At 56.0% G+C, this 22,085-nt stretch carries 25 protein-coding genes; 22 read left to right on the top strand and 3 right to left on the bottom strand.

Going from position 1 to position 22,085, the window contains the following annotated elements:
- Nucleotides 1-38: 38 nt before the first annotated feature.
- Nucleotides 39-317 (top strand): hypothetical protein, encoded by a 279-nt coding sequence (locus AC6I1V_RS14415; RefSeq protein ID WP_497737118.1) that lies wholly within the window; start codon nt 39-41, stop codon nt 315-317.
- Here AC6I1V_RS14415 and AC6I1V_RS14410 read toward each other — a convergent pair.
- Genes AC6I1V_RS14410 through AC6I1V_RS14400 form a run of 3 tightly spaced genes read right to left on the bottom strand, consistent with a single transcriptional unit; the run spans nt 312 to nt 1,831 of the window.
- A complete protein-coding gene (locus tag AC6I1V_RS14410) occupies nt 312-707 on the bottom strand; it encodes a hypothetical protein (RefSeq protein WP_483986451.1) in 396 nt (131 codons plus the stop codon). The genes AC6I1V_RS14415 and AC6I1V_RS14410 overlap by 6 nt on opposite strands.
- A gap of 49 nt (nt 708-756) precedes the next feature.
- Nucleotides 757-1,149 (bottom strand): hypothetical protein, encoded by a 393-nt coding sequence (locus tag AC6I1V_RS14405; RefSeq protein WP_483986450.1) that lies wholly within the window; start codon nt 1,147-1,149, stop codon nt 757-759.
- Between the two features lie 58 nt (nt 1,150-1,207).
- Nucleotides 1,208-1,831, bottom strand: a complete 624-nt coding sequence (locus AC6I1V_RS14400; protein WP_279060906.1) for a hypothetical protein — start codon at nt 1,829-1,831, stop codon at nt 1,208-1,210.
- A gap of 1,147 nt (nt 1,832-2,978) precedes the next feature.
- Between AC6I1V_RS14400 and AC6I1V_RS14395 the strand changes: the two genes are divergently transcribed.
- From AC6I1V_RS14395 to AC6I1V_RS14295, 21 genes are all read left to right on the top strand, one after another.
- A complete protein-coding gene (locus AC6I1V_RS14395) occupies nt 2,979-3,551 on the top strand; it encodes a hypothetical protein (protein ID WP_497737117.1) in 573 nt (190 codons plus the stop codon).
- Nucleotides 3,548-4,648 carry a conjugal transfer protein TraW family protein gene (locus AC6I1V_RS14390; protein WP_294625641.1) on the top strand — a complete coding sequence of 367 codons (1,101 nt, stop codon included), beginning with the start codon at nt 3,548-3,550 and terminating at the stop codon, nt 4,646-4,648. The genes AC6I1V_RS14395 and AC6I1V_RS14390 overlap by 4 nt, the downstream gene beginning before the upstream one ends.
- Before the next feature lie 12 nt (nt 4,649-4,660).
- Entirely contained in the window at nt 4,661-6,763 is a 2,103-nt protein-coding gene (locus AC6I1V_RS14385) for a DotA/TraY family protein (RefSeq protein WP_300682650.1), read from the top strand.
- A gap of 1 nt (nt 6,764) precedes the next feature.
- Nucleotides 6,765-7,406, top strand: coding sequence for a hypothetical protein (locus tag AC6I1V_RS14380; RefSeq protein ID WP_294621701.1), 642 nt, complete (start codon nt 6,765-6,767; stop codon nt 7,404-7,406).
- Nucleotides 7,403-7,831: a hypothetical protein gene (locus AC6I1V_RS14375; RefSeq protein ID WP_294621699.1), complete on the top strand. Its 429-nt coding sequence runs from the start codon at nt 7,403-7,405 to the stop codon at nt 7,829-7,831. The genes AC6I1V_RS14380 and AC6I1V_RS14375 overlap by 4 nt, the downstream gene beginning before the upstream one ends.
- 48 nt (nt 7,832-7,879) lie before the next feature.
- Nucleotides 7,880-8,350 carry a DotD/TraH family lipoprotein gene (locus AC6I1V_RS14370; RefSeq protein WP_294621697.1) on the top strand — a complete coding sequence of 157 codons (471 nt, stop codon included), beginning with the start codon at nt 7,880-7,882 and terminating at the stop codon, nt 8,348-8,350.
- Complete coding sequence (locus AC6I1V_RS14365) at nt 8,347-9,609, top strand: type IV secretory system conjugative DNA transfer family protein (RefSeq protein WP_294621690.1); 1,263 nt, start codon at nt 8,347-8,349, stop codon at nt 9,607-9,609. The genes AC6I1V_RS14370 and AC6I1V_RS14365 overlap by 4 nt, the downstream gene beginning before the upstream one ends.
- 93 nt (nt 9,610-9,702) lie before the next feature.
- Complete coding sequence (locus tag AC6I1V_RS14360; protein WP_294621683.1) at nt 9,703-10,764, top strand: type IV pilus twitching motility protein PilT; 1,062 nt, start codon at nt 9,703-9,705, stop codon at nt 10,762-10,764.
- Nucleotides 10,748-11,521 carry a phosphoadenosine phosphosulfate reductase domain-containing protein gene (locus AC6I1V_RS14355; RefSeq protein WP_294621677.1) on the top strand — a complete coding sequence of 258 codons (774 nt, stop codon included), beginning with the start codon at nt 10,748-10,750 and terminating at the stop codon, nt 11,519-11,521. The genes AC6I1V_RS14360 and AC6I1V_RS14355 overlap by 17 nt, the downstream gene beginning before the upstream one ends.
- Nucleotides 11,514-11,783: an IcmT/TraK family protein gene (icmT, locus tag AC6I1V_RS14350; RefSeq protein WP_294621663.1), complete on the top strand. Its 270-nt coding sequence runs from the start codon at nt 11,514-11,516 to the stop codon at nt 11,781-11,783. Before AC6I1V_RS14355 ends, icmT begins: the two co-directional genes overlap by 8 nt.
- Before the next feature lie 18 nt (nt 11,784-11,801).
- Entirely contained in the window at nt 11,802-12,215 is a 414-nt protein-coding gene (locus tag AC6I1V_RS14345; RefSeq protein ID WP_294621648.1) for a hypothetical protein, read from the top strand.
- A gap of 14 nt (nt 12,216-12,229) precedes the next feature.
- Entirely contained in the window at nt 12,230-12,445 is a 216-nt protein-coding gene (locus AC6I1V_RS14340) for a hypothetical protein (RefSeq protein ID WP_294621642.1), read from the top strand.
- Nucleotides 12,442-13,839, top strand: coding sequence for a zincin-like metallopeptidase domain-containing protein (locus AC6I1V_RS14335; protein WP_294621635.1), 1,398 nt, complete (start codon nt 12,442-12,444; stop codon nt 13,837-13,839). The genes AC6I1V_RS14340 and AC6I1V_RS14335 overlap by 4 nt, the downstream gene beginning before the upstream one ends.
- A 1-nt stretch (nt 13,840) precedes the next feature.
- Nucleotides 13,841-15,964, top strand: coding sequence for a DNA topoisomerase 3 (locus AC6I1V_RS14330; protein ID WP_294621619.1), 2,124 nt, complete (start codon nt 13,841-13,843; stop codon nt 15,962-15,964).
- Between the two features lie 77 nt (nt 15,965-16,041).
- Nucleotides 16,042-16,458 carry a hypothetical protein gene (locus AC6I1V_RS14325; protein ID WP_294621613.1) on the top strand — a complete coding sequence of 139 codons (417 nt, stop codon included), beginning with the start codon at nt 16,042-16,044 and terminating at the stop codon, nt 16,456-16,458.
- The gene (locus AC6I1V_RS14320; protein WP_294621608.1) at nt 16,455-16,970 is read left to right on the top strand and encodes a lytic transglycosylase domain-containing protein; all 516 of its coding nucleotides are present in this window, start codon (nt 16,455-16,457) and stop codon (nt 16,968-16,970) included. The genes AC6I1V_RS14325 and AC6I1V_RS14320 overlap by 4 nt, the downstream gene beginning before the upstream one ends.
- Nucleotides 16,967-18,325 carry a secretion/conjugation apparatus DotM-related subunit gene (locus tag AC6I1V_RS14315; RefSeq protein ID WP_294621601.1) on the top strand — a complete coding sequence of 453 codons (1,359 nt, stop codon included), beginning with the start codon at nt 16,967-16,969 and terminating at the stop codon, nt 18,323-18,325. Before AC6I1V_RS14320 ends, AC6I1V_RS14315 begins: the two co-directional genes overlap by 4 nt.
- An 11-nt stretch (nt 18,326-18,336) precedes the next feature.
- Nucleotides 18,337-19,596: a type IV secretory system conjugative DNA transfer family protein gene (locus tag AC6I1V_RS14310; protein ID WP_497737116.1), complete on the top strand. Its 1,260-nt coding sequence runs from the start codon at nt 18,337-18,339 to the stop codon at nt 19,594-19,596.
- A 74-nt stretch (nt 19,597-19,670) separates the two neighbouring features.
- Nucleotides 19,671-20,876 (top strand): tyrosine-type recombinase/integrase, encoded by a 1,206-nt coding sequence (locus AC6I1V_RS14305; RefSeq protein WP_291486715.1) that lies wholly within the window; start codon nt 19,671-19,673, stop codon nt 20,874-20,876.
- Between the two features lie 18 nt (nt 20,877-20,894).
- The gene (locus AC6I1V_RS14300) at nt 20,895-21,116 is read left to right on the top strand and encodes a helix-turn-helix transcriptional regulator (protein WP_154511384.1); all 222 of its coding nucleotides are present in this window, start codon (nt 20,895-20,897) and stop codon (nt 21,114-21,116) included.
- Between the two features lie 379 nt (nt 21,117-21,495).
- A complete protein-coding gene (locus AC6I1V_RS14295) occupies nt 21,496-21,705 on the top strand; it encodes a helix-turn-helix transcriptional regulator (protein ID WP_154511382.1) in 210 nt (69 codons plus the stop codon).
- Nucleotides 21,706-22,085: the final 380 nt, after the last annotated feature.

Below are 22,085 nucleotides of genomic sequence, written 5' to 3'. Positions count from 1 at the left end.
ACTCTCCTGCCAAAGGCTGCGCCTCTGGACTCCGACAAGTGTTCGGCGCTTCGCTTCTCACACTTCAAAAAGGCAACGGGACAGACAATGCCAAGGAAACATCAGGTAAGAGAGACAAGCGGAAACTTCGAGTTTTTTTACGAGTGATGGGCATCTCGCCAGGCATCCGCATTTCGGGAAGCAGTAACGAAATCCCAGACACGCCCGGCCCGCAAACGGAAAACATCGACATTGACGCCATTATTCCCCATAAAGAAGAACTTCAAAATTTCCTTTTGGAAATTGAGATAAGAAAAACTGTATGTGTAATATTATAACTCATCGAAATTTTTTATTTTTTGCAATTTAAAAAAGTGACTGTCATTAATATAACGTATCAATGGTGTTGATTCTGGTATCATTTTGTGTAAAGTGGAATTCACCGACATCGGTAATTTTTTTAAAAAATCAAAATCAATTTCTATATCATGTCGTTTGGTATTTTCTGATAATACATTAACTCGTGTTATCTGAAGCAAAGAGGGAGAAAATTCTTGCGGCAATGATTTTCTTGATCGATATACACCAATAGCGTATAAAGTTTTAGGTATATCTTTTTGGATAATTTGTATTTTGTCCGTGCCTTCATAATATGAGTCAAAAGTCGCGGTGCCACTTTTTTCCCATATTTTTTGATAATTTGAATCTAATGTTATCATAATTATCATGTATGCATCCCTCTAAAATGGTCTATCTCTTTGATTTAGTAAATTATTTTTATATTAACATTTTAAATATTCCTTCAAAGTCATCATATGAGTTAAAGTAAAATGAATCCATAAATGGAAAATTTATTTTATAGTCCCCATCATTAGCCTTTCGCCATATTCCTCGCTGGATTTTATTGAATATGATATTATCAGGGTAAAACCACCCTCCCTGCTCATTATTCAATAAAACTATACCAAAATGTATACTGTTTTCCTCTAAAGCATAAATTAGCGTGTCAAGAATATTACCATTTGCTCCATAAAATTTTTTATCTGTTCTACTTACTTTAATTATTAATATAATACCATCTTTAATAAATAAACTTCCATTATATCCTTTTAATTTTTTCGGAATTGCGTGTGTTATATTTATAAATTCCATAACTTCATTCTGAATCATAAAATACTCCTTTATTTGGCGATATTAAATTATGTTAATATAGCTTTTATAAACTAACTTAACTAGACGTTTTGTCAATTTCATGCTGCTTCCTCGTAATATAAGTTTGAAGATCAACTTCATTCAATTGCTCGATATAAGCAAGCTTTTCTTCACATTCTACAAAATCTGGATCCCCAGAAGCACAAAGTCTTTCTCTTGCCGTTGAGACAATATCCGAGTAGTAGATATCAAGCATTTTTCCAAAAGCTTCATCTAATATACCTGCATATTCGATTTTTTGTTGTGCGCTTAGTGCATTTTTTTCAAATTCCTTCGAAATATAAGCAAGAGCACTCTGTACTATGTTATCTCTGGAGACACCACATTCTTTTGCAAGTTTTGTAAATGTTTCTTTCGCGTCTTTGCTAATGGCATAGCTCATCCTGTTTCCTTCCGTTGGATCGGAAAAAACTGGCAACATACCTTTTGAATAGGCTTGCATGGCAATTGCCGCAAGTGAATCCAAAAAATTTCGAATTGTCAGGTTAGACGTTTTGGCAAGCTGACGGAGAAAATCCTCCCATTGGGGGGAAAGTCTGAAAATCGTCTTGCCGACTATTTGTTTTTTGGCACCAAGTGTAACGAGCACTTTTTTATTGATTGTACCCGCGCATGTCGGTTTTACTGTTTGTTCTCTCATGGAACCTCCCGATGGCTAGACTATCGCCTAAATCATTGTAGAGGTCAATATTATGGTGAGGGATTTTTTTGAAATAAGGATTCTTTTTTTGACTTCATGAATGCGCTCACCGTTTTCCCTGTCTTTGGGCTTCCCGGGGTTCAAAGGGGCATGGCCCCTTGCCAGCCGTGAGGCTATACGTACGGCGTATAGACGAAACGTAGGCTGGCCCTCGGAGACAAGGCCGGACGAATAAACAGGCATCTGTGCGAAAGCATGTACGCATGATGCGGGTATCGGGAATGCGGCAGGTGTGTATCCGGCGTGTCGCTGGTGGGCATGACGACAGTGCCGGGCAAGCATCCGGCATATAAGGAGACGGTATACGGCGAATGCCTGAACGCTATGCGCAAACCGTGTAGTCAGTATCCGACGCAAGGCAAGGTCGGCATAACGCGCATGACGGCACGGACATCTGAACTCCGGGCGAGAGGCCACGCCGTATGTATCGGGGAAACTCTGTGGAGCATACGCCGAGACAGATTTGCACGTATCGTGTCCGCCGTGTCGATATGTGGGGAAACTGCGGGAGGCGGGAAACGCTTTTTTGTGCCTTTGTCTTTGTGCTTCCGACCTGCGAGTTTCCTTTGACCGAGCCCCCGCCGGAGGCTTCCTCGTCCGTCGCCCGCGAGTATATAAGGCCGTAAGCCAGGGCATGAACGTCAAGGCCCGCGAAGCGGCCCGGCAGGGCTTGGCCTTGACGGAATGCCCGCTTCCGGCACCCATGCGGGTGTGACGGACGAAGAGCCGGGGATTTCCCTCCTCTCTCCCGCGCAAGGAAATATGGCATAACGTGATGTTCCCACTATGGACATATATGATTTGCCATTTCCCATGCGGATGGGTATTCTTGGCTTAACAGCGGCGGGGAAACGCCACCAGGCAGAAGTCCGCCGTCTTCATTGGAACAGCCCTCTACCCCGTTCCCGCGCTGTTTCGTCCATCTCCTTCTTTTTCCTGATTATCCAGAGACATCTCACCCCGTCAGATGAAATCCCCGAAGTTTCGGGGTATCTGACGGGGTAAAATTTTTTTCAAAATATTTTTATTCTATTTTTTTCAGTAAGATAAATCACAAAAACGCCTGAGCTACGATGAAGCGCATCGCGTGACCAACAACGTCTCGGTGGCGGGCCAGCTTCAGGCCGATATGACCACAATGGCCCGCGAAAGCCGCAAGTGGAACCTGTCCATCGGGCTGTATACGCAGTCCATTGACGATATTCCCAAAATCATCACCGACGAACTGGCTACTACGGTCGTCATCCTCGGTTCCGGCACGGAAAAAAGTATCGACAATATCTCGGAACGCTTCGGCCTGAACGGGGCCTGCCGTCATGCGCTCTCACGGTTGGGCAAGCCCGGCAAGGCCGGTTCCAATCTCATTGCCCTGTTCAGGACAGGTTCGGGCATGTCACAGCTTGTCCTCAGTCTGACCATAGGCCCTCAATCCCTGTGGGCCTTTTCCACCACCACGGAAGACGTGGCTATCCGCAACAATCTCTATCAGCGCCTGGGGCCGTCCGAAACCCTGCGGCGGCTGGCCGCTCGTTTTCCGGGCGGTTCGGCCAAGGCCGAAGTGGAACGCCGCAGGCGCAATGTCGAAGACCAGAGCGACGCCGATGGGGAAGTCGTCAACGTCATTCTGGAAATTGCCAACGAAATAGCGAGGGAACTATGAAAAAAGTTCTTTTGGCTTTGCTGATAACGGTTTTTCCGGCTCAGGTCTGGGCCGGAGGCTGCGGCTGCGGCTCCGTCAGGGCCATCGTCACGGCGGCGAAGTCCGAAACCATTCAGGCGGTCAATGCCTACACAGCGACGGAAGCACAAGCCATCCGTTCGGAAATTCTGCTGGCCGCGCAGAACATCATCGGCACCATCAAAACGGAATCGGCCACCATCGTGCGGGCGCTGGTCGCACTCAAGGAAAGCAATGCCGCCACGCTCAAGGGGCAGGCTGTGGCGGGCGAAGCCATGAAAACCGAGGATATGTACGGCAAGGCCGCGCAACCCGCCGGGCTGTGCGGAAGCAGTTCTCTGGGCGCGGGCATCCAGCTCGGCGCTCAGGCCGGGCAGGAAATCCACGCAACCATGCGTGAGAAACAGCTTGCCCATGCCAACACGCCGGGCAAAAAACCGGTGGAATTTCTGCAGCGTGTACTGGCCGATGAGCAGCCTTCGGAGCAGGAAAGTCTGGACGCGCTCTTTCCGCTGGGCGGCACGCTCACGGAAGACCAGGTGGCGCAGGCCCATGAAGCCGTCAAGACGCTGGCCAATCCCCGCCCGCTTCCGGTGGTGACGGAGGAACAGAAGGAAACGCCCGCCGGGCAGACCTACGCGGCGGCACGAAAAATCCATGAGGAGCGGGTGGCAGCCGTCATGGAATCCCTGAACAATCATGTGGTGTATCACGCGCCCACGCTGCCGGATGATGTGACTGCCTGGGCGGAAAGCCAGTGGTCGGAAGCGGGCGGGAGCGGCACGCCGCCCGGCATAGTGGACGGCAAGCTCTCGGAAGCCGGGCTGTACAAGCTCCTCTCACAAATGCGCGTGGGCAATCCGAATTGGTTCGCGCAAGTCGCTTCCGCGACTGATGCGGGACTTTTGCGGGAGCTGGTCATCATGCAGGCGTTCCAGTTGGAACTGACGCGCAAGAATACGGATTTGCTCGACAGGCTGACCGTCATTGCCTCGCTGGACTACCTCACTCGCATGGAAGGCACTACCGGCAGGGAAATGGATGACCTCTACACGCGCATGGTCGGCGCACAGCAGTAGGGAGGGAAGATTATGGCATCTGACCTCCCCGCGACTTCGGAAGTCCTGCTCCAGACCGATGCCAGTAAACATGTCCTTGATACCTTTCTCGGCCAGGGATGGGATACCTGGGGCACGAGTCTCGGCGGTTCGCAGGCATCGGAATTGATGCTTGAAATGTTCAGCGCCTTCAACCTGATTGCGCTGGCCGTCATTTCCGCGCTGTTCCTGTGGATTCTGGCTGTCGCCGTGGCCGGAACAGCGCACGAGGGAACGCCTTTCGGCAAGCGATACAGTTCCTTGTGGATGCCCTTGCGCTTTGTGGGCGCAATGGGCGCTCTGGCTCCCATTTTCAAGGGATTGAGTCTGTTTCAGGTGGCGATTCTGGCCTGCATCGGCTTTTCCATCAACCTCGGCAACTATGTCTGGGAACTGGGTACGGACTATTTTGTGGAGCATGGCGGCCAGCTCTCCCCCCAGGCTCCGGATCAGAACGTCACTCAGTATGCGTCCATCACCAATGGTGCGCTGGAATCGCTGACGCTCCAGTATTACCTGAACGAGAGGCGCGGTCTGAACATCACGCCGGGCGGAGAATGGAAATACAGCGGCAACTGGTTCCAGTCCGGGGGCGAATACAAATTCATCTTCAACGGCAATGCGGGAAGCATCACGGTTTCCTGCGTGGACGAAAGTGACGCCCTGTGCCGGGGCAAGGTCAATGCCGTGGGCGCGGCCATTTCCGCACTCTCGCCCCTGGCGCAACAGCTTGCCGATCCCGATACTCCGGCTTCTTCCGTTGACCCTCGCGCCCTGTACGATGCGGCCAATACGGTCAACCAGACCATTCTGGCCGATGTACAAAGCTACGCGCAGCAGGGGCAGCTTCAGGGCAAGCTCAACGAGTTCAAGGAAAACGCCGCGCAATACGGCTGGTTTATCGCCGGATCGTCGTACTGGTCTATTTCGTGGATAAACCAGGAAGTCCGCGAGGCCATGTATTCCGGCATTTCCTACAGTCCGCACGAGTACACGGTATCGGAACTTCAGGCGCTGATGCACGGTCTGCGGGATTATGAAGCCGCCAAAGAAAGGGTAGCCAACTACATCAAGACTGCCTACGCCAGTCGGCGCGGCATTTCCGACACCACGGCCACACCGTCCGTAACCGATGAAGGACGCGCCTTTGATGAAATCTGCAACTGGCTGCGGGCAACGCTGAATCAGCTTGTGGCCGGAAATATCCTGCCCATAGCCATCGAAAAATTGTCCTCCAGCGATCCCATTATGGCCGTATCCGATGTGGGGGATTACCTCATCGGCTCGGCCTGGGGGCTGGCCTCGGTGCTCGGCGTTGTGGACGTGGCCCACTCGATGGGCAAGGCGCTGCCGTTTGTGGGCAAGGCCATTCCCAATCTGGACAAGTACATCAGTTTCGCTCTGTTCACGGTCTTTCTGCCGCTCCTGCTCTATGGCCTAGCGCTGGCTTATTATCTGCCCGCCATTCCCTTTATCCGCTGGATTTCAGCTCTCGTCGGCTGGATTATTCTGGTGGTGGAAGCTCTGGTCGCGGCCCCGCTCTGGCTCTGCGCCCATGCCCTGCCCGAAGGGGACGGCGCTGCGGGCCAGCACGGAAAACGGGGCTATTTCCTCCTGCTCGGAATCCTCATCCGTCCGCCGCTCATGGTCTGCGGATTCTTCGCCGCCGTCATCCTCATGAACGTGGTGGGCAGACTGCTCGGCGCGGGTTTCGAGATATTTGTCGGCGGAACCATGCAGACAAAAATCATCGGCATCACCGGTACATTCGCCATGCTGGTCATCCTCGGCATCGTGGTCATTATGACGGTCAACAAATTCTTTTCCCTTATTCACTATCTGCCCGAACACGTCACCAACTGGATAGGCCAGCAGTTCCACGGGTTGGGAGAAAAGGAAGACCAGGCGGGCGTGAAAAACGTTTTTGTCGGTTCCACCAATGCGGTTTCCTCCGGCGCTCATGGAGCGCGGGAACTGCGCGGCGACATTTCGCGGCAATGGAACAACCCCGGCGCGGGCAACGCCCGGACTTCAACGCCGCAGGCCCCTGCGTCCAGCCCCAGGCCGGGACTGACGCAACAGAATTTCAGGAGCTGATATGGATATTTTCGACAAGGAAAAAACCGTCATCAGTTGCTTTGACTTGACCGGCAACATGATACGCCCCTGGGCGGAAGCGGGATACCTCTGTTACTGCGTCGATATACAGCATCCGCAGGGAGAAACGAGACAGGGAAACATTATCCGTGTCGGCGCGGACATGCGCGACTGGCTGCCGCCGTTCAGACCCATCACCTTTGCCGCCTTCTTCCCGCCCTGCACGGATGTGGCCGTTTCCGGGGCACGGTGGTTCAGGGACAAGGGCCTGTTCGCCCTGTTCCAGTCCATACGCCTGTTCTATGCCTCCATCCGCCTCGCGGAATGGACACATGCGCCGTACCTCATCGAAAACCCCGTTTCCACCATCTCAACCTACTGGCGCAAACCCGATTTCACCTTCGATCCCTGTGATTACGCGGGTTATCCAGGCGGTGAAAACGACCTGTACACCAAGAAAACCTGCCTCTGGACAGGGGGCGGCTTCATCATGCCGCCACCCAAACGGCTTGAGCCGGTACAGGGCAGCAGGATGCACCGGCTTCCTCCTTCACCGGAAAGAGTGAACCTCCGCAGCGCCACGCCGATGGGCTTTGCCCGCGCCGTGTTTGAGGCGAACTGCCCCGATTGGAGGTGTGCATGAAAACGCCCGTTTCCCTTTCAAGCCTTCTGGCTGTCGCTGGCGAATCCCGTCAGCACCTGGCGGAACTCCGTTCCGGTTTCCGTTCCCGGCTGGCCGCTTTCCGGCGGAACCGCGCGGCCTCGGAACAGGCCGCGCTGGAAGAAGATTTTAACCTCGTGCTTGCGGCCTGGGGTATTGCCGACGCGGATATTCCCGGCGTCATCTCGGCCTTGCGCCTGCGTCTGCCGGTGTTCGCCGTTCCGGTGCTGGCCTGCCTCATTACGGCGGCATGGTCGCACAGTCCGGTTTCCTTCCTGTCATTGGCCTGCATTGCACCGCCCTGTCTGCTCGGCATGGTCACGACGCTCTGGCGCATTTCCATTCTACGTCACCGTCGCTTTACGCCGCTGTGCCGCTGGCTGTTGCAGTTCCGCAAGCGTCCGTAACGGGCGGGGTGTGTCTCTCTTAACCTTAATTATGAAAGGAGTAGCTTCGTGTTTCCCAGAACCCTATTGATACTGCCCTGTCTGGCTCTTGCGGCCTGCGCGGAGAAAACCGTACCTCCGGTTCCTCATGAAGTCGATTTCGTATCAGCTACGCTTGGGCAGGCTGCGGAACAGGCCCACGGCGAACTCGCCATGCTCGCCAGACTGCGCGGGCAGGGGATGCAACCCTTGCTGCCGCCCGCCGATCCCTCGCTGAACCTGCCCGTTTCTCTTGCCTGGACGGGTGAAGCGTCCGGGGCGCTCAAGGAAATCTGCCTGCAACTCGGCTACCGCTATAAAGAGGCGGGGAGTCCTTCCGCGCAGGCTTTGACGGTCGTGGTGCGCGGTTTGAACCGCCCGGCGCATGAACTGCTGGAAGACATCGCATGGCAGATTCAGCCGCAGGCCGTAGTGCGCGTCGATTCCGTCAACCGGGTACTCACGCTGGCCAGAACTTCCGGCGCGGAGGCACGGTCATGAAAGCTCCCGCCATCCTTCTCCCCAACGAGCCTTTACCTGATTTGCGTGAGGCTCCCATCCACATGGAAAGTTATCAAAAAGGATTTCGGGAAGGTTTTCAGGACGGCTTTGCCGCCGCCGACTTGTCCACGCCCGGCATCGTTCTCTGTGGAAGCGGTATCCTGGCATTGCTGATTGCCTGCATCGTGGTCATGCGTCACGCCTCGCGCGTGGTGAATATCCTTTGTCAGCGTTTTCAGCAAGTTGAGCTGTCCCCAAAAAACGCATCGCAAAAGCTGGCTGTACTTGTTTTGCCGTTTCTGCTCTGCGCCGGTTTGACCGGCTGCGCCGTCAGACAGGGTGAAGCCGTCAATCCCGCGCCCGTGTCGCCGGAAATAGCCAATGCGCCGAAGCCTGCCGATGGTGTAACCAAAGAAGGAGCCTTCACTCCCTATGACGCATCGTACCGGGAAGACGGTTCCGGGCAGTACCTTGCCGTCCATATTCCCGCAGACCCGGCCTCCGGGCCGCGTCACGGCGATCCCGCCGAACTTGCGGGACTGCTGGAAATGACAGGTACGGCGACCGGCAAAGAGAAAACCGCCGTTCAGCTTATGCGCCCCAAAGCCATCCGGGAAGCGGCGCGGCTTGTCACCTTCCAGACAGCCATGTCCTGGCGTTACGGCCAACTCCTGGAGGAAACGGAACGCTACAGCGCCATCATGGATACGGCTTTCAACTTTGCGCCCCTCATGCTCACTCAGGGTGAAGCCCTGATCATGCCGCCGCAAATCGCGCGGGCGGGCGCGTCCATGCGTATTGAAGATGACGCCACGGCCACGGCAGCGAAAACCACTTATGAATTGCTGGAACCGGCGCGATACGTCGCGGTCGTACCCAACTGGCGGGAATTTCTCATGGCGGATGAATTTCCCTCGCCGGAAGAACCTAATCCCGCCCTGTTGCCGAAAAACACGGAAGAACGCGCCATCTGGCGAGCCGCCGTGCGCGAGGCATGGGCACAGGGGCTGGCCGAGGCCGACCAGCTCTATGCCGACAACGTGTCCCGCATGGCGCGGAGCTATCGCGGCGTCATGCTCTATCACCTGCTCACCGCGCAGCACCTTCTGAGTCGGGTCAATACCGCGTCCTCCGACCTGGGGACACGCCGATCCGACAATGGCAACAAGCTGAACATCGGCCAGAAGGTATATCGGATTACCGCGCCTTCCGCGTTCACGGTCGCGCCCGCCGCGTCCCGAAAGAAAGGAGGAAAATAGCATGGGGCCAGCGATTTCTACCCTCATGAACCCCGTATCCGCTGGACGCATACGGAACTCAACGACCTGCTGCTCTGGGGAACCCATTGCGGCATGTCCGACCTCAATCTGCGCTCCGGTCTGCCCGCATGGATGCGCTTGAACGGCTTATGGCGGAAGGTCACGCAACGACCTATCACCACGGATGAACTGCTGGCCGCGCTGGAACGGCTGACCAAAAACAACTCCGTATCCGCGCTCATCAAATCCGGCCAATCGGATTATGACTTTGCCCACGAAATCGAGGAATCACGCGGTGTTCGCCGCCGTTTTCGCGGCAACGCCACGCCGGTGGCGGACGGGTATTCAACCGGCGTCAAAATCGTCTTCCGCACCATTCCTTCCACGCCGCCCGCTCTGGAAGACCTGAACGTGGAACAGGGCATCCTTGACCACGCCATGCCGTCCAACGGTCTGGTGCTGGTCACGGGCGTGATGGGTTCGGGCAAGTCCACGCTGCTGGCCGCCATTCTGCGGCGTATCATCGAAAGCGGCGGGCGTAACGTCAGTACCTACGAAGCGCCCATTGAGTTTGATTTCGATGCCGTGCCCAATCCCGGCGGGCCTGTTTCACAAAGCACGATTCCCGAACACCTGAAGTCCTTCCTTACGGCTACGCGCAACAGCACACGCACGGCCCCGGACGTGGTGCTTATCGGGGAAAGCCGCGATCCCGACACCCTTCGTGGCATGATGGAGAGCGCGGAAATCGGCGTCGCCGCCTATTCCACCGTGCATACCCGCTCCGTGCCGGAAACGCTTTCCCGCATCATCAACGTCTTTCCCTTTGCGGAACGGCTACAGGTGACGGCCACGCTGCTTTCCTGTCTGCGGCTGGTCATTTCCCAACGCCTGCTCCCCTTGCCGGACAACAGCGGACGCATCGCCCTGCGCGAATATCTGGCCTTTACGCCGGACATCCGGGAAACGCTGCTGGAAACTCCGCTGGAACGTCTGATTCTGAAAACCGAAGACCTGCTGGCTGCTTCCGGTCAACGGATTCAGGATGCCGCTCAAGCCGCCTATCAAAACGGGAACATCACCAGAGACAGCTACCTGGCGATTCTGGCGGAACGCAAGGGCAAGGGAGGAAATAACCATGAAGCAAACATCTAATGTCGTTTCCCTGTCGGGTGGAAAGGACAGCACGGCCATGCTGCTCATGCTCCTTGAACGCGGCGAATCCGTGGCCGATGTCATGTTTTTTGATACCGGATGGGAATTTCCCGAAATGTACGAACATCTGGAAAAACTTGAAACCTTCACCGGCCTGAAAATTACACGCCTGCGTCCCAGACTGCCGGTAGATGTGGAAACGGACAAGTCGCCGTTTGACTGGATGTTTTCCGAATATCCGGTAGTCAGGCGGGAAACACGCCAGGTGCATATGGTCGGGCGCGGCTGGCCTAATGCTCCCGTTCGCTGGTGTACGGGGCGCAAGCAGGATGCTCTGAAAGCCCACCTGCTGGCACTCACACATCAGAGCGGCCTTGAGCTGCCCCTGTACAAGTGTATCGGCTTTGCCGCCGATGAACGGCATCGGCTGGCTGGCCCCACCAAAAGGGACAGTACCTATTATGTGCAGCGGTATCCGCTGGTGGAATGGGGCGTCACTGAGGCCGACGCGCTGGCTTACTGCTACAAACGCGGCTTCACCTGGGGCGGACTGTACCATTTCTTCAACCGTGTCAGTTGCTTCTGCTGTCCTTTGCAGCCTCTTGATGAACTGCGGACACTTCGCAGCTACTTCCCTGACCTGTGGCAGCGGATGCTCATTATGGAATCCTGGCTGCCCGAAAACAGAAGGCGTTTCAAGGATTCCAGCGTCTCCGCTCTGGATGTCCGCTTTGCGGAGGAGGTGGACAATGGCTGACGTTCTCTGGCGCGATACCGCACTCACGCCCAAAATCTTCATTCTGGACGCCCGCGCCGTTTTTCCCCTGGCCCTGTGGCTCTTTCATTGGGCCTGGTGGACGGCGGGGCTGGCGCTTGCCGCCATTGTCGCGCTCTATCTGGTGCAGCGCACCGGCATGACGCCCATTGCCTGTTTCCGCGCCATCCGCGTGGCCTGCATGGGACGGAGGCGGGAAACAAGAAACACTGAAACCCTGTGGCGCAAACGCTGCCGCTGGTAACAACAAAAAGGAGTGACCATGAATCATTACGCTGCAATTTTGAACCTTGAGGATGCCGCTTCCTATTGTCTGCAACATGATGACCTCTTTGAAAAGGATATTCAGGGCACACTGGAGCGCTCAATCCTGCTTGGGCACGGACAGACTGAATATGCAGCCATGATGGATGCGTTCCATACTCTCCAGGATAACGGAATGTTGAAAACCTATGAATGCAAATTTGGAGCTGATTGTATTTTGAAAAACAGTTCAGGGAAAAAAGCTCTGCGTCATCTCTGGCTGTATGACATCGACGATGAGAAGAAACCCACTCTTTACTCTCTCCCCGGACATTCCAGCGCCGTGGACTTTTGCAGCAGATACAACCTTCCTGAAGAAGCGGTAGTGGAACTGTCCCTTTTCATCAGTGCCCTGCTTGACCCGAACGAATAGGAAGTAATGAGAATATGACGACACAAAAAAGAAATGATTTTGGCCTGTTCGATATGCCTGTTCGCTTCCCTGAAAAGGAGCGCGTCACACTCACCCAGGCGGACATTGAACGTCAGCTTGACGCGGGCGCGTTTCTCATGAGCCGCGAGGAAGCCATTGCCGCCGGATTCCTCAATCCTCTGGAAGAACCGGATACCATTCTTGTGGACATCGCACGGGAGGACGCATGAGCCAGACACAGGAGAAAAAAAGCCGCTTTCAGGTCAGCCGCGAGGTGCAGGAGGAGTTTGTCAACGGCATTGCCGAAGCCATGCTCGCCCTGACTTCCAAAGCCGCCGGGAAGCCCCATGTGGCTGACACTCCAACAGGGACGCCGTTTTGTCCCACAAGCGGCAGGGAATACGGCGGCCCCAACATGCTGCGTCTTATGCTGGCGGGCATGGAAAAAGGCTATTCCGACGACCGCTGGCTGACCTTCAAGCAGGTGCGGCAATACCAGAGCGAGCATCCGAATCTGAAAGTAGGCATCAAAAAGGGCGAACGCGGCGTCAAGCTCCTGCGACCCGAAGAAGTCTTTTTCACCATCGGGGAAGACAAAAAGTGGACATTCCACTCTCAGGAGGAAGCAAGAGCCATTGAAGCGCAACGCAGGCAGGGCGCAAAACTTCCGCCTGTCCAGCACAAGACGCTGTTTTATCCGTTCACGGTCTTCAATGCGGAGCAAATTTCCGGCCTGCCCGCCAAGGAAAAAGAGGCTCCGGCACTCACGGAACAGGAACGCAACGCCTTTCTGGAGAAATTTATCGCTGATTCCGGCGTTACTGTCGAACACCACGAAGGCCCGGCTGCCTACAGTCATGCCGAAGATGTGATGAAGATGCCGTTCCCGGACACGTTCACCAGTTCGGACGCCTACTATGCCGCCAAGTTGCGCGGCTTTTATGAAGCAACCGGCCACAGCTCGCGGGAAAATAGGCAAGCAGAGCCAGAAACCCTCAAAAGCCGCGCTTTTGAGGAGATGCGGGCGGAACTGTTCTCCCTGCTGGCCGGGGCGAAATTCAATCTGCCCATGCCCGACAACAGCGCGTCCGCGCAAGTGGCCAACTGGAACCAAAAGTTTTCCGGCGGCGATGTTGCGGAGCTGTTCAAGGCGGCTGCTGACGCGGCCAGAACGCTGACTTCCCTGCGTCAGTTCGAGGCCGGAGAAAAGCCGCGTGACTGGTGGTTCCCCAGACCCGAAGCATGGCCGGAACTAGAGGCCATGCAAAAGCAGCGGGATGCCGTGACGGGCGTCTCCTTCCGTGAAAACGCCTTTTCCGGAACGCCTCGTCCCGTGCCCGGCGGGGCCGCGCCGCAGTCTCTGGCAAAATCAGCGAGGGCCTTTGACAAAACGGACGACCTGACCGTCAAGGCCCGCCTGATTCTCCAGAATCCCGACTTCCTGAACATGGCGCTCAGGCTCGACCCTTCCGCCACCAGAGAACTGGCCGCGCTCTGCGATCAGGTGTCTCAGACGCTGCACATGGAACTGGACGCACGACTCCAGTCCGCGCCGGGCGCTGTGGAAAATCCCCTTCCCCTGAACGAACAGAAAGCCGCTTCCGCGCGGCGTATGAGGATGTAATATGCGACTTTTCATTGCCGAAAAACCCAATCTTGCAAAAGCCATCGCCAACGGCCTGGGCAACGGTCGCACGGAGAGCGGGTGCATCCGCTGCGGCAGCGATGTGGTGACATGGTGCTTCGGGCACATGCTCGAACTTGCCTGGCCGCAGGACTACAAGCCCGAATATTCGCAATGGCGACGCGAACATCTGCCCATTATTCCCTCTGAATGGAAATACAAGGTCAAAAAGGAAGCCGCGAAGCAGCTTGCCGTCATCGGTTCCCTGCTGCGTGAGGCCGATTCCGTGGTCAACGCGGGCGATCCCGACCGCGAAGGCCAGTTACTCGTCGATGAGGTGCTGGAACATTTCGGCTATCGCGGCCCTGTAGCCCGCATCTGGCTTCCTTCCCTGGATGACAAATCCGTCCACATCGCCCTGAACGACATCAGGGACAACGCGCCCTATGCGCCGCTGCGCGACGCCGCCCGCGCCAGAAGTCTGGCCGACTGGCTGGTGGGCATCAACGCCACGCGCGCCCTGACCATCAAGGGAAGGGATAGCGGACGCTCTGAAGTGCTGTCTCTGGGCCGCGTCCAGACTCCCACCCTCGCTCTGGTCGTTGCCCGCGACAGAGAGATTACCAACTTCAACCCCGTGGATTATTTCGTACTGCGGGCCTCTCTCGTTCATACCGCCGGAGAATTTACGGCGAACTTCGTGCCCTCCGAGATGCAGGCCGGTCTGGACGCTTCCGGGCGGCTCGTGGATTTCACCCAGGTTGCCGCCGTTCTTGAACGGGTCAACGGCGTGGAGGGTGTTGTCACGGAATCCTTGCGGGAGAACAAAACTAAGGCCGCTCCTCTACCGTACAGCCTTTCATCCCTGCAAAAAGCCGCTTCCACCAGACTTGGCATGTCGGCGCAGGAAGTGCTGGACATCGCGCAATCCCTCTATGAGCGCAAACTGACCACCTATCCCCGGACGGACTGCCGCTATCTGCCGGTCGAGCAGTATCAGGAAGCCGCCGCTGTACTGGCCGCGCTTTCCTCGCTTTCCGGTCTGGAACAGATCGCGGGAAAGGCTGACGCCTCGCTCAAAAGCGCAGCCTGGAACACGCGGAAAGTCACCGCACACCATGCCATCGCGCCTACGGGTGAACTGCCCCCGGACAATCTCAAGCCGGAGGAACGCTCTCTCTATACCATGATTGCCACGGCGTTCTGTCTGCAATTCCACCCGCCCATGCGTTATGAAGCGCGAAAAATCACGGTCAACCTTGCCGATACCCGTTGGGAAATCGCCGGACGACGCATGGTGGACGCCGGATGGACGGCCTTTTTCAAAGATGATGAGGAAGACGACAGGCAGGAAGAGGAATCCCTGCCGCCGATTGAACAGGGCGATGCCGTGACCTGCCGCACAGTGGAAAGCGTAAAGAAAAAGACTTCCCCGCCTTCCCGTTTTTCCGAGGGCACGCTCATCGAGGCAATGGCCAATGTCCATCGTTTTGTGGCCGATGCCGACGCCAAGGCCGCGCTCAAGGAGGCCAGGGGCATCGGCACCGAAGCCACCCGTGCCGGGGTTCTCGAAACCCTAAAAGAACGCGGCTATCTGGAGCTTGACAAAAAGTCCATCGTCTCCACGCCCCTGGGGCGGGAAATCATCGACCTTACCCCGTCCGCGCTCAAAGACCCCATCACCACGGCGGAATGGGAATCCCGGCTTGAGGCCATTGCCCAGGGCAGGGAAACACTCGATGCCTTTCTTGCGGAGCAAAAAAAGATTCTGCCGGATTTGCTTGCCCCCATTCTGGGAGACGGCAGGCCCACCTTTCCCTGCCCGGCCTGCGGTGCGGCCCTGAACCGCCGCAAACGTAAGCAGGACGGCTCGTGGTTCTGGGGCTGTACAGCGTACCCTGATTGCCCGGTCATCCTGCCCGATGACAACGGCAAGCCCGGCAAGGCCAGGCCCAAACCCGCACTTTCCGAGTACGCTTGCAAGGCTTGCGGCAAGCCGCTCGTCAAACGCTCCGGTGCGAAAGGCGAGTTCTACGGCTGCTCCGGCTATCCCGGATGCAAAAAGACCTGGCCCGTAGCTCCGAACGGCGCTCCTGATTTCAACGCAAAGAAAAGAGGAAAATAGGAGGGAAGATGTGGGGGCGCTGCCCCCACTCCCCCGCAAGGGGCATCATGCCCCTTGCCCCTCATGGAGATAGCGACATGAAATATATTGCCATGTTTCTCTTGTGCATGGTTCTGGCCGCGCCGTGTTTCGCGGGTTCCTGTCAGGATATGCAGGACGCCGTGGGCGGTGCGATTCAGGAACGCAACGGACGGGTATCGGATACGCACGATATTCTCATGCCCGACCCGGAAACCGAACGGGACGCGCTTTCCGGCTGTCTCGGTTCCGTCAATGCCATTGGCGACGCCTTCTCTCTCGGCGTGACCCTGCCGAGTATGGATCAGATTGTCGCGGGCATGTGCAGTCAGGTCAATTCCTACATCAACCGAAAAATCAACGAGGCTCACAATCAGGTCAACAACGCCGTCAACGGCATGGGCGGCAACAATCCCTTCAAGGTCTACGGCACCGGCGGGGATTATATCGTCAAAATTACGGGGAAACTCAAATGAGAGCGGCGTTCTTTCTTCTCGCCGCTCTGTGGCTGCTGCCGGATGCGGCCTTTGCCGCTGAACGGGCAAGAGTCGTTTTCCCGCCCCTGCGTCCGCTGACGGCTGACTGTGTTCTGGACGCCGCCCGCATCAGCGGAATGCCCGTCGCCGCGCTCTTCGCCATTCTCGCCACGGAAGGCGGAAAAACCGGGGAAGCCCTGAGCAACAGGAACGGCACATGGGACATCGGGCCGTTTCAGGTCAACACCATTCATCTTAACGAGTTGGCCGCGATGGGCATTGCACCTGACGCCGTACTCCGTGATGGCCGCATCAATGCGTATGCCGCCGCCTGGCTGCTGCGGAAGGAATATCAGCGCACGGGCAGTCTCTGGCAGGCCATCGGCGCGTATCACTCCCGGACGCCGCATCGCCGGGATGCCTATATCCGGCGAGTACAAGCCAATCTGGAACGTCTGAGCCGGGAAGGGATTTTCTCGCTCTCTGTTCTTGAGCGGGAGGCGGGACAATGAACGGTCGGGATAACAGGGATGACCACCTTTTTTTGTGGTGCGCCTTCCTGATTCTTGTCTTTGTGGTGCTGCCCGCCCTGTATATCGCTCATGCCGATAGCGTGAACAGGCCGCTGCTTGCCCTGGCCAAAGCCCAGATTCAGGTCTTCACGCCCTTCTTTGATGAAGCGCAAACAGCCTGGACACGCATTGCGGAAGCTGATCCGGCCTCTCTGTCATGGGAAACCATGCAAAAAGTCCTCCACTACACCGGCTCGTGGATTCGCTGGCCTTTTGCGCTGCTGCTCGTTCTGTTCGGCGTGGCCGCCATCTTCATGGGGCGCGTGGGTGGTCTTGTCCGCCGCTTCAATATGGAAAGTCTGCTCCGGAACAACGCGGAGTCCTTCCCTTGCCTGCGGCCTGTGGTAGGGCGCGGCAAGTATCTGCTCTCGCCGGAATCCCATGATTCCGGGCCGTGGAAAATCGCCCGGACGCCGGTGCAGTTCGCGCTGGAGAATGAATTACTGCTCGATGCACAGGGAAAACCGTTCACGCCGGAACAGGCCCTGAAAAACGGCCTGCCGTCCACGGAACTGTCCGCATGGGGCAACGCCCGGCTGGATGAAAAAAAGGCCCTTGCCGTGCTGACGGAACAGCTCGGCAAATCCTTTGAGGGCTATGAGGGCTTCTCGCCCTGCCGCCGCGCTCTGGCCGTCGCTTTTCTGGCCTACGCCAATGGAGACAAGAAGGGCTGCGTCAGCATGCTGGACATGGTTTCCAGTTCCTACAACGAAATTGACGGGAACGCGGATTGTCCCGTGCTGACGGACACCGCCTTTGAGAAGCGTCTGAAAAAAGCATGGGCGCGGCACAAGGATGTTCTGTCCGAGAAGAACATGGCCAGTCATGCCGCCTATGAGCTGCCCTGGTTCATGGCGCTGCTGTACCGGGCGCGGCAAAAAGGCGTACTGGCCGGTTCGCAGTTCCTGTGGCTTCGCCCGATGGACAGGCCGCTCTGGTACACGCTCAATCAATGCGGCGGACGGGCGGCATGGGCCGAAGGCTTTGCGGCATGGGCGCACTATACGGCGGAAGAACAGGAAGGGAAGGCTCTGACTGAACCGCATGTGGCTCCCGCTGTGGCAAGTCTCAAAGAAGCCCTTTCCGCCCAGGGCTGGCTGACGGAAATCTTTGTGCCGCCCATGCCGGAAACAATCCCGGTTCCGCCCGCTGACGCCGCCGAAACTTCAAACTCCGAGACTGAAACTCCTTCCATTGAATCGCCGCCGGACGCGGATGTGGTTCTCTGCCCCCCGGAAGAAAACCCCGAATACGACGCCAATGAAGATGAACATTTAGCTGACGAATACTACTAGAGGTTCCACTTATGAACAGAACCATCAGAGGTCTGGAAGACCACGAAACACAGGAACGTAAACGCCTGCACCGTGATGTACGCTCCCCCTCGCAACGTCTCGCGGACGCGCTCAAGCTCGGCCAGGTACAAATCGGTGGAATGTTCGGCGCGGGGGTGTGTCTGTTCCTCTTTCCCGTTCTGGCGACGCCGTTGTTTTTGGTTGGCATCGCTCTGTTCCTTGCCCGCTGCGTCTGCGTGAACGGCGAACGCCTGCCGTTCCGTATGCCGATGGGCCTCTCCGGTACGGACAGAGGCGATCCCCTGCCCGGACGGGGCGGTTTTGCCAGACCGGAGGGCATTTTCTTCCTCGGCAATCGACTTCAGGACAAACAGGAGCTTTGGCTGAAAGCCAAGGATATTCTCACCCATTGCCTGCTCTTCGGCACGACAGGTTCCGGCAAGACGGAAACGCTTGTTTCCCTGTCCTACAACGCTCTGGCAACGGCAAGCGGGCTGTTCTACATCGATCCCAAGGCCAGCCCCAAGCTGGCTGTGCAGATATGGCAGATGGCCCGATTCCTTGGCCGGGATGACGACTTCCGCGTGTTGAACTACGGCACGTCAGGCAAGGTCAAGGGCAAGTCCCCGCGCCGTCTTTCCAACACCAACAACCCGTTCACATTCGGCTCGGCGGAAGCCCTGACGCAGCTTCTTGTTTCTCTCATGCCCGCTTCGGATGGAGCCAATTCCATTTTCGCGGACAAGGCGCAAGCCCTGATTTCCGGCGTCATGTACGCTCTGGTGGACTTGCGGGACAAGGGACTGCTCAAGCTCTCCACCTCAATCATCCGTGATGCCCTGGCTCTGGAAAAATGCGTGGCTCTGGCCCTGCATCCCGAACTGGATGAGGAATCCCGCGCGTCCATCCAGGCGGCTCTTGCCACCTCCGGCTGGATTGCCGGGCGCGACCTGAAAGACCAGCCGGAATCCTTCGCGGAACAGTTCGGTTACGCGCAATCCTATTTCGGCAAGGCTCTTTCCAGTCTGACCGATACCTACAGCCACATCTACGGCGCGGAAGATGGCGAAGTGGACTTTGCAGACGCCATCATGCAACAGTGGATTGAGATTCACAGTAGTCTTTATTTTTCCATAATATATTATTTTTATTGTAAAATATTCTTGAGCGGTAGTCTGGATAGTCCAGAGAAGTCCGCTTGCAGCCTGCATTTTTGTGGGTATATATGTGGGTATCAAAACTTGGGATGCCCCAAAAGGGAAATCGCATAACACTTTGAAATTGTACAAATAAGCGGATAAAAGCCCCAAAAGGCTCCTGCAACGTCCTTCAGGGAGGTCTGTCCATGCTTACCGATACCTACATCAAGAGCCTGAAGCCCGCAGAAAAGGCCAGAAAATACGCGGATGGAGGCGGCCTGTTTCTCTATATTCCGACCAGCGGCAGCAAGCTGTGGCGCATGGCCTATCGCTTCAACAAGAAGAGCAAGCTCCTCAGTTTCGGGGAGTACCCAACGGTCACGTTGAAGAAGGCCCGTGAAAAGCGCGACGAGGCTAAAAAGCTCCTTGCGGACGGCATAGACCCAGCGCAGCATAAAAAGGCGGCCAGAGCCGCCAGAGAAGCGGAAGAAGCCAATTCCTTCAAAAATATTGCGCTGGAATGGCAGGAAACGCAGACAGTCCACATTTTGCCGGCAGGAAGGGCCCATCTGCTGCATTGTCTGGAGCAGCATATTTTTCCTCATATCGGTTCCATGCCGATAACCCAGATTGAGGCGGCAGACATTCTGGCGTTCGTAAAGCCCTTTGAAAAGCAGGACAGGCTGAATCAAGCCCATCTGCTCATTCAGCTCTGCGGGCGCGTCTTCCGTTATGCCATTGCCACCTCACGCGCCAGACATGACGTAACCGCAGACCTCAGAGGCGCAATCCGTACCAAGAGGCCGAAGCATCATCCAACAATTCTGGACAAGAACAGGATCGGTAAACTCCTTTTGGAGTTTGATGAACACCCCGGATACTATCCCGTTACCTGCGCCCTGCGGATCATGCCGCATGTTTTTGTGAGAGAAAAAGAGCTGATCTGGGCAGAGTGGACAGAATTCGATCTGGAGCGGGCAGAATGGCGCATCCCTGCGGAGAGGATGAAAAAGCGCGAAATGCACATAGTCCCCCTTTCCCGGCAGGTACTGCAAATTCTGCGGGAGTTACACCGGTTTTCAGGCAATGGCCGTTACCTTTTTCCATCTGCACGCTACATGGAAAAACCGATCCAGAAGTCAACCATGCTGGCCGCACTCCGGCGCAAGGGATACTCCGGGAGCGAAATGTGCATTCATGGCTTCCGTTCAATGGCCTCGACGCTGCTCAATGAAATGGGTTTCAATAGCGACTGGATAGAGCGGCAGCTTTCGCATGATCACAGAGACGCCGTCCGGGCTGCCTACAACCATGCGCAGTATCTGCCGGAACGGCGCAATATGATGCAGACATGGTCTGACTTTCTTGATGACTTGAGGGAAAAGGCCCGCCAATGCAGTGAAACATGCTGAAACAGCAGGAGGAAAGCCATGACATACCCGGCAGGAGATTCTTTGCTGCGCCTACCGCAGGTTCTTGAACTGATCCCTGTAAGCAAAAGCGCATGGTGGCGTGGATGCAGGGATGGCAGGTTTCCCAAGCCCGTCAAGCTGGGGCCGCGCACGACGGCATGGAGAAGTACAGACATTGCAGCCCTGATAAGGCAGGCTCCTTCCCCGGCTTGTGAGGAACAGGCAGTTCCTCTGGATTGAGCATTGTCTTTCCCGGACAGAAAACGGTAAGGCCGGTGTATGCCCCTCAGTGGCACGCACCGGCCTTTATGTATCAAAAAGTCCAAAAGTATACACAGTACGCAAGAGGCTTTCCCGGATATTTTTATGTCTATGAGACCCAAATACAGACAAGGAAAGCATGGGGAACAAGAAAAATAAGAAAACTAATTATTCCAAAAAGTTTTACTGCTGTGCAAAGAATTGCAAAAAGTTGTCAAGATAAAAAAATATATTTTTGAGAATATAACAGGTATTTCATGGGACAATATGGGACATGTGCAATGGCGCAATCAGGAGAAAAAAAGGGGACGCCGGAAAAGGCATGATATGCTGCGCAAAATACCGAGGAGGGGAAATTATGCCGACACCTGAGCACACTAAAGGCCTGTTGCGATTGCGCCAGATTCTGGAACTCATCCCCATCAGCCGCAGTGCATGGTGGGCGGGATGCAAGAGCGGACGCTACCCCAAGCCTATCAAACTCGGCCCGCGTACCGCTGTTTGGAAAGCAGCGGATATTTATGCCCTGCTGGACAAGCTCTCCTCTTCGCAAAAGGAAGAAGAATAGGCATGACCCTGTTCCCGGCTCGTCGTCCGTCACTCCCGCAAATCTGCCGAAAGCGGGCAGCGCGTCAAGGCCAGGCCCTTGCGGGCCGCTTCGCGGGCCTTGACGCTTATGCCCTTGCTTCCGGCAAAAAATACATGCGGGCGACGGACGAGGAAGCCTCCGGCGGGGGCTCTGTCAAAGGAAGGTCACATACCAGCAAGGCCGCACATACATTTCAGGAAAGCTGCGCAGACGTTCTTTGCAGTGGTCGCATAAAGAACAGCGGTACGCAGGATACCGAGCAGCAACAGCAGGCGTTACCTGCTGCCTGTTCATGGAATACCGCCCCAGAAAAAGGCCCGTCTATGCCCGGTGCCTGTCTCTGGCATAGGCGGATACTG

This window comes from Bilophila sp. T19-St14 (genome assembly GCF_059728385.1).
The sequence above is the reverse complement of the archived record's forward strand: the minus strand, read 5'-3'. Positions and strand labels throughout refer to the sequence as shown.